Genomic DNA, 6,735 nt, shown 5'->3' with positions numbered 1-6,735 from the left:
CCTCAACGACGGTCAGCAGCTCGAAGTCGGCGTCAAGTTCCAGTCGAACGTTGCCGGTGACATTACCGCCATCAAGTTCTATCGCAGCGCCAACGACAACGGCCAGAATGTCGTCGACCTGTGGACCTCCACAGGCACCAAGCTTGCCACCGCCACCTTCATCACCACCACGGCAAGCGGCTGGCAGACGGTAAACTTCGCAACGCCCGTCACCATCACAGCCAACACTACCTATGTTGCCTCCTACCACACGACCGGTGCCTACGTGGCGACGGATGGCTTCTTCACGAACGGTGTCAGCAATGGTCCGCTGTCGGCGCTGTCGAGTGCCGCCGCCGGTGGCAACGGCCTTTATGCCTATGGCGGATCCGCCACCACAGGTCTCTTCCCGACCAACACCTACGATTCAGCGAATTACTATGCCGACGTGGTCTTCCGGCCGCAGCTCGCCGCATGAAGCATCGGACGGATCACGGGCGGGTTTCGAATGAGGCTGAGATGAAGCAAATGCTGGCCGCGGCGGAAGACCACATTCCAAGGAGGCCGGTGATTAAGATCGAACGGCTGCCGGTAACAGTGCTCGCCGGCTTTCTGGGTGCCGGCAAGACGACGCTTCTCAGCCACGTCCTCAACAATCGTGAGGGCTTGCGGGTCGCCGTCATCGTCAACGATATGAGCGAAGTGAATATTGACGCCAGTCTCATTCGAGATGGTGGCTGCAATCTGTCGCAMACGACGGAGACATTGATCGAGCTCAGCAATGGCTGCATTTGCTGCACCCTGCGCAACGACCTGCTGACGGAGGTCCGGCGATTGGCCGCGGAGGGACGATACGATTATCTTCTGATAGAAGGAACGGGCATTGCCGAGCCACGCCCCATCGCGGCAACATTTTCTTTCTGCGACGAGAACGGTGTCTCTCTTTCCGATTTTGCAAAGCTCGACACGATGGTGACCGTCGTCGATGCGGCAAGCCTCCTGGCCGATTATAGTAGCGCTGATCTGCTGCGTGACCGTGGCCTGCAGCGGGACGGTGAGGATCGGCGGACACTCATTGACCTCTTGGTCGATCAGATCGAGTTTGCCGACGTCGTCGTGATCAACAAGATCTCGGACACGAGCGAAGAGAGCCTCAGAGAAGTCCGCGAGACGGTTGCGGCCCTCAACCCGGATGCGCGCGTTGTGGAGACGGATTTCGGCAAGGTTTCTCTGGCAACCGTCCTCAATACCGGCCTCTTCGACGAAGCAAAAGCCGCCGCGCACCCATTATGGCACAAGGAACTCTACAGCCCCGGGGAGCACGTTCCGGAGACGGAGGAATATGGGGTTTCGAGCTTTGTCTATCGCGCGCGACGTCCCTTCGACCCGATGCGGTTTCGAGCATTTCTGGACGAACCCTGGCCAGGTGTCATTCGGGCCAAAGGTCATTTCTGGCTTGCCACGCGTCCGCGGCACGTAGGCTCAATGTCGGCTGCCGGGGTGCAACGGCGCTGCGAACCGATGGGGCTCTGGTGGGCGGCCGTTCCTCGACAGGACTGGCCGATCCATCAGCAGTTTCATCAGCATCTTGAGAGCCGGTGGGACAGCGCCTGGGGTGACCGTCGCCAGGAGCTCGTCTTCATCGGCGTGGGCATGGACGAGACAGGTGTGCGGACCGCGTTGGACGATTGCCTGGCCAGCGCAGATCCGCGTGATTGGTCCGCTCTCGAAGATCCGTTTCCGGCCTGGTAGCAGGGGCGTGAGATCGTTCTGCCATGAACGCGCTGCGGCGATACTCTATCTGCCGTCGGATTGGCTCAATCGTCGAGATAGCGTTCGGTCAGGCGTGCCCACATCGCGGCCCCCACCGTCAGGGATTTGTCGGCAAAATCGTATTTCGCGCTGTGCAGGATTGCGGAATCCATACCATTGCCGAGCCGCAGGAAGCTACCAGGCCTGTGCTCGAGGAAATGTGAGAAGTCCTCGCTGYCGGGGATGAGGTTGCAGARGCCCACCTTTTCCGCACCGACGAGTTCTTCTGCGACCATGCGGGCGAATTCGGTTTCCGCTTCCGAATTGACGACCACGGGGTGTCCGCGAGTGTAGTCGACTTCCGCAGTTGCACCGTAGCCGTCGGCAATCGTTTCAGTGAGCCTGCGGATCCTGGCCTCCAGCGTCTCGCGCACCTTCGGGTCGAAGGAGCGAATGCTGAGCAGCAGTTTTGCGCTTTCGGGGATGACGTTTGCGGCCTCGCCGGCATGGATCGCCCCGACCGTGACGACGGCGGTCTGTGTCGGATCGATGCTGCGGGAAACGACCGATTGCAGGCTGACGACGAGGTTGCAGGCAACGATCACCGGATCGACGGTCAGATGCGGTCGCGAGGCGTGGCCGCCCTTGCCCTTGATGATGATTTCGGCGCTGTCGGCAGCAGCCATCAGCGGGCCCGACCGCATCAGCCAGGTGCCTTCGGGTGCGCCGGGATGATTGTGCAGGCCGAAGATAACGTCGAAGGGAAAGCGTTCGAACAGCCCGTCGGCGATCATTGCGGGCGCACCACTCAGCGCACCCGCCTCTTCGGCCGGCTGGAAAATGAGGTTGACCGTACCGTTGAAGCGGCGCGTGCGCGCCAGATATTCGGCCGCGCCGAGAAGGATCGTCGTGTGGCCGTCATGTCCGCAGGCATGCATCTTGCCGGCAACCGTGCTGGCATAGGGCCGACCTGTCTCTTCGGTGATCGGCAGGGCATCCATGTCGGCGCGGATGGCGATGCTCTTCTTTCCAGCGCCGACCGTCATGCGCGCAACCACGCCATGGCCCCCGACGTTGCGGGTCACCTCATAACCCCAGGATTCCAGCTTTTCGGCAACGAAACGCGCGGTCTCGGCCTCTTCGAAGGAGAGCTCGGGATGGGCGTGGAGATGCCGGCGGATGGCCGTCAGTTCCGCTTCCATCGGTTCGAAATCGGAGAGGCGGGCAAAATCATTGTCGAGGGACATGGCAATTCCAGTTTCATGGGCGCGGTATCGCCGGCCGGCTCACGGTAAAGCCAGCCCGCAGGGCAAGAGCATGGAGGAGCCGCCGCGCTAGATAAAGCGCGACAGGAAACTTCTGGTGCGGGGGTGTTGCGGGTTGCCGATCACGTCTTCCGGCTTGCCCTGTTCCACGACCTTGCCGTCATCCATGAAGACGACGCGGTCGGCCGCTTCCCGCGCGAAACCGATCTCGTGGGTGACGACGATCATCGTCAGACCCTGGTTTGCAAGATCCCGCATGGTGGCGAGAACCTCGCCGACCAGCTCGGGGTCGAGTGCCGAAGTCGGTTCGTCGAAGAGCATCAGCTTCGGCTTGATGGCGAGAGCGCGGGCAATCGCCACGCGCTGCTGCTGACCGCCGGAAAGCTGGCGCGGATAGCTGTCGGCCTTGGCTGAAAGCCCGACCCGTTCCAGGAGCCTCAGCGCATTTTCGATCGCGGCCTTGCGGCTTTCACCGTGGATGCCGACCGGCGCTTCGATGATATTCTGCAGTGCCGTCATATGCGGGTAGAGATTGAACTGCTGGAACACCATGCCAATCTTGCGGCGCTGCTGGGCGATCTCGTGGTTCGACAGCTGCAGCAGCCGGTCCTTATGCAGGCGGTAGCCGATCTGTTCGCCGTCCACCTCGATCGAACCCTGGTTGATGGATTCGAGATGGTTGATGCAGCGCAGGAACGTTGACTTGCCGGAGCCGGAGGGGCCAAGGACGACGACGACCTCACCGGGCGCGACGTCGAGATCGATACCCTTCAGCACTTCCAGATCTGCGAAGGACTTGTGGACATTGCGTGCCTCGACGAGAGGCTCGATAGTGGCGATCTCGTTCATGCGCCTGCCTCCGTTGCCTGTGCCATGACGGCCGTCTTCTTTGCAGGTTTGGCGGCGCCCGTGCGGCGATCGCCGCGGCTGTAGTAGCGCTCGATATAGGCCTGGCCGATATTCAGGACCGACGTGATGAGCAGGTACCAGAGGACGGCGACGAGCAGCATCGGCACGATCTCGAAGGTGCGGTTATAGATCGACTGCACCGAATAGAGGAGATCAGCCATGGCGATGACGCTGACGAGCGAGGTCGCCTTGATCATGCTGATCAGCTGGTTGCCGGTCGGCGGTACGATCGAGCGCATGGCCTGCGGAATGATGATGCGGCGAAGCGCGCGGATGCGCGTCATGCCGAAGGCTTCGGCCGTCTCGTACTGGCCCTTGTCCACCGAAAGCAACCCGCCGCGGATGATTTCCGCCATATAGGCAGACTCATTGAGCGCAAGACCGGCAATTGCAGCCGTCATCGGGCTGATGACCGAATTCGTATCCCAGCTCATGAAGGTCGGGCCGAAGGGGATGCCGATCGACAGCGTCGGAAAGAGCGTCGAAAGATTGTACCAGAAGATCAGCTGCACCAGGAGCGGTGTTCCGCGGAAGAACCAGATGAACAGCGAGGCGAGGGAACTTGCCAGGCGATCGTTGGACATTCTCGCGACGGCCAGCACGAGGCCGAGCGCGATGCCGATGATCATCGCGACGACCGTCAGGCCAAGCGAGACGTAAAGGCCGCTGATGACGGTCGGGTCGAAGAAATAGTGTGCGACGACCGGCCAGCCGAAATTCTCATTATGCGCGACCGACCAGGCGCAATAGGCGGCGATCGCAATCGTGATGGCCCAGGCCGCGACGCGGCCTTTGGGGAAGGGCTTGTGGGCATGGGCCACATCCCGGCTTCTCGCATCGCCGGGGGGCGATGCGAGTGTTTGTACTTGTGTGCTCATTTCGGAAGCGTCCCACCGAGGTTGATGCCGGGCTCCTTGATCATGTTGTTCTCAAGGCCCCACTTCTTCATGATCGCGGCATAGGTGCCGTTGTCCATCAGCACCTTGACGGCATCGCGCAGGACTGGCCCGAGTGGCGAGCCCTTTGCGACAACCGCGCCCTGATAGAGGTTCTCGAAGCCGTTCTTCTGTCCGACACCGGTCAGTTCCAGCTGGCCGTTGGCCTGCGACACGAAATAGGTGAGCGGTGCCTGGGAGGAGAAGAAGGCGTCCGACCGCTTGGAACGGACGGCAAGGATCGAGCTCGGCTGGTCGGTGAAGGACTGCACCTCGATCGCGCCCTTGCCATCAGTCTTGCATTTTTCGGCCTGCACCTGGATGACCTTTTCGGCCGAACCGCCGGCCATGACGGCGATGCGGTTACCGCAGGCGGTATCGAGCGAGGTGATGCCCTTCGGATTGCCCTTCTGCACGGAGAAGACCACGAATTCCTGAACCCAGTCGACGAAATCGTTGGATTCTTCACGGCTCTTGAAATCGCCGACCGGACCGAAGGCAAACTGGTAGCGCCCGGAGTTGACGCCGGCCAGCAGTGCCGGCAGACCGCCGACGGTCTCATGCTCGATCTCGACGCCGAGAACTTGGCCGAGCGCGCCGGTCAGATCGGCGCTGGCGCCGCTCATCTCGGTGCCTGTTACGATTTCATAGGGAGGAAACGAGCCATTGTTGACGGAGATCATCTTGCCTGACTTGCGGATCGCTTCGGGCAACTGCGCATGAAGCGCGTCGTTGACGGAAAGCTTGGGCAGCGCCGCATCTTCAGCGAAGGCTGTCCCCGAGATCACTACGCTCGTCAGAGCAAGGCATGCAATTTTCCTGATCGACATTGTTCATTTCCCCTGTTTGGTTCGAATTTATGCGTTTTGTATTGCGCTCACCCGATGCGGCTACCGTCCACATCGAAGGAGAAGAGGTGTTCCGGCGTCATCAGCTGCGGCAGGATGCCCTGGACGTGAAGCTCGCTGGCAAAGTCGGCGATCATCTTGCGGTTGACCGCAAAGCCGCTGGACTCCCAGCCGACTGGAAGCTCGGTCGCCGACTTCAACAGCTCGTCCATCATGAAGGGCGTGGTGTCGGCGTATTTGCGGCGTTTGCTCAGCCACATCCGCTGCGATTCATCGATCAGCTTGCTGAGCTCTTCGATCACCCACGGGTTCTGCGCGACGATGCCCGCTTTGATGCCGATCAGATGCATGCCGGGAACATAGCCCACATCATCGAAATATTGACGTTCGGCACCTCTGAAATCGGAGAGGACCTGCCGGAACGGCGACCCTCCGCCGAAATAGCCGTCAGGCATGAAAGGCGTGAAGATCGCGTCGAGGAAGCCTTCCTTGAGAAGATCAACCATGGGGCGCTCGCCGGGAGCCGCTTCGATGCGGCCGGCCCGGCCGAACCCGTCGAGGCGATCGACAATCGGATGCGCTTCGGTCAGGCGACCTGCATACCACATGGCGTCCTCGACGCCGACTCCCTCGCGGCGTAGCGCCGCTCTGGTCCAGGTATTTCCGGAGTCTCGCCATCCAGTGACGCCGATACGCTTTCCGGCGAGCTGGCGGAGTTCGGTAATGGGGCCGTCCTTGCGGGTAATGATGCAGCGGTGACGGAAGCCGCGCATGATGAAGTTCGGAATGCCAACGACGCTCTCGTCGCCATCGATGCGCAGCTGCGTATAGCGGCTGAAGGACATTTCCGCGACATCGTAGTGGTCGCTCTTGCCGAGATGCGAGAGCAATGTGCCGACCCGGTCGACCTTGATGTCGAGCTTGTGCGAGGAGACATCGCCAAGAACCAGGGGCGTGATGTAGTCCCAGTCACGGAGGGCAAGTCGGAGGTTAAGGGGCATCGGCATCCACTCGCAAAGACCTTGTTTTCGGAATAATTAAATGTTC

Annotated in this window: 7 protein-coding genes; 2 read left to right on the top strand and 5 right to left on the bottom strand. The window is 61.0% G+C overall.

All coding sequences use genetic code 11. The features are described from left to right. Both AC1D35_RS25065 and AC1D35_RS25060 read left to right on the top strand, forming a co-directional pair. Positions 1–457, top strand: a 457-nt coding sequence (locus AC1D35_RS25065) for a DUF4082 domain-containing protein (protein WP_477940527.1), incomplete at its 5' end; no start/stop codon positions are given. A 50-nt stretch (positions 458–507) separates the two neighbouring features. Then, complete coding sequence (locus AC1D35_RS25060; RefSeq protein ID WP_477940533.1) at positions 508–1,731, top strand: GTP-binding protein; 1,224 nt, start codon at positions 508–510, stop codon at positions 1,729–1,731. 65 nt (positions 1,732–1,796) lie between these two features. On the opposite strand, the gene AC1D35_RS25055 is transcribed toward AC1D35_RS25060, so the two are convergent. From AC1D35_RS25055 to AC1D35_RS25035, 5 genes are all read right to left on the bottom strand, one after another. Further along, entirely contained in the window at positions 1,797–2,978 is a 1,182-nt protein-coding gene (locus tag AC1D35_RS25055; protein ID WP_477940524.1) for a M20 aminoacylase family protein, read from the bottom strand. An 87-nt stretch (positions 2,979–3,065) separates the two neighbouring features. Then, positions 3,066–3,845, bottom strand: a complete 780-nt coding sequence (locus AC1D35_RS25050) for an amino acid ABC transporter ATP-binding protein (RefSeq protein ID WP_477940522.1) — start codon at positions 3,843–3,845, stop codon at positions 3,066–3,068. After that, complete coding sequence (locus tag AC1D35_RS25045; protein WP_477940520.1) at positions 3,842–4,783, bottom strand: amino acid ABC transporter permease; 942 nt, start codon at positions 4,781–4,783, stop codon at positions 3,842–3,844. Before AC1D35_RS25045 ends, AC1D35_RS25050 begins: the two co-directional genes overlap by 4 nt. Further along, positions 4,780–5,670, bottom strand: a complete 891-nt coding sequence (locus AC1D35_RS25040; protein WP_477940518.1) for an ABC transporter substrate-binding protein — start codon at positions 5,668–5,670, stop codon at positions 4,780–4,782. The genes AC1D35_RS25045 and AC1D35_RS25040 overlap by 4 nt, the downstream gene beginning before the upstream one ends. A 47-nt stretch (positions 5,671–5,717) precedes the next feature. Beyond that, complete coding sequence (locus AC1D35_RS25035; protein WP_477940517.1) at positions 5,718–6,689, bottom strand: substrate-binding domain-containing protein; 972 nt, start codon at positions 6,687–6,689, stop codon at positions 5,718–5,720. Positions 6,690–6,735: the final 46 nt, after the last annotated feature.

Source organism: Rhizobium sp. P1_E6 (assembly GCF_056405875.1).
Note: the sequence above shows the minus strand (reverse complement) of the source record. Positions and strands in the feature narration are given on the sequence as shown.

Excerpts from the sequence above, each read along its gene's own strand:
- AC1D35_RS25050 (WP_477940522.1), bottom strand. The coding sequence starts at position 3,845 with ATGAACGAGATCGCCACTATCGAGCCTCTCGTCGAGGCACGCAATGTC.
- AC1D35_RS25045 (WP_477940520.1), bottom strand. The coding sequence starts at position 4,783 with ATGAGCACACAAGTACAAACACTCGCATCGCCCCCCGGCGATGCGAGA.
- AC1D35_RS25040 (WP_477940518.1), bottom strand. The coding sequence starts at position 5,670 with ATGTCGATCAGGAAAATTGCATGCCTTGCTCTGACGAGCGTAGTGATC.
- AC1D35_RS25035 (WP_477940517.1), bottom strand. The coding sequence starts at position 6,689 with ATGCCCCTTAACCTCCGACTTGCCCTCCGTGACTGGGACTACATCACG.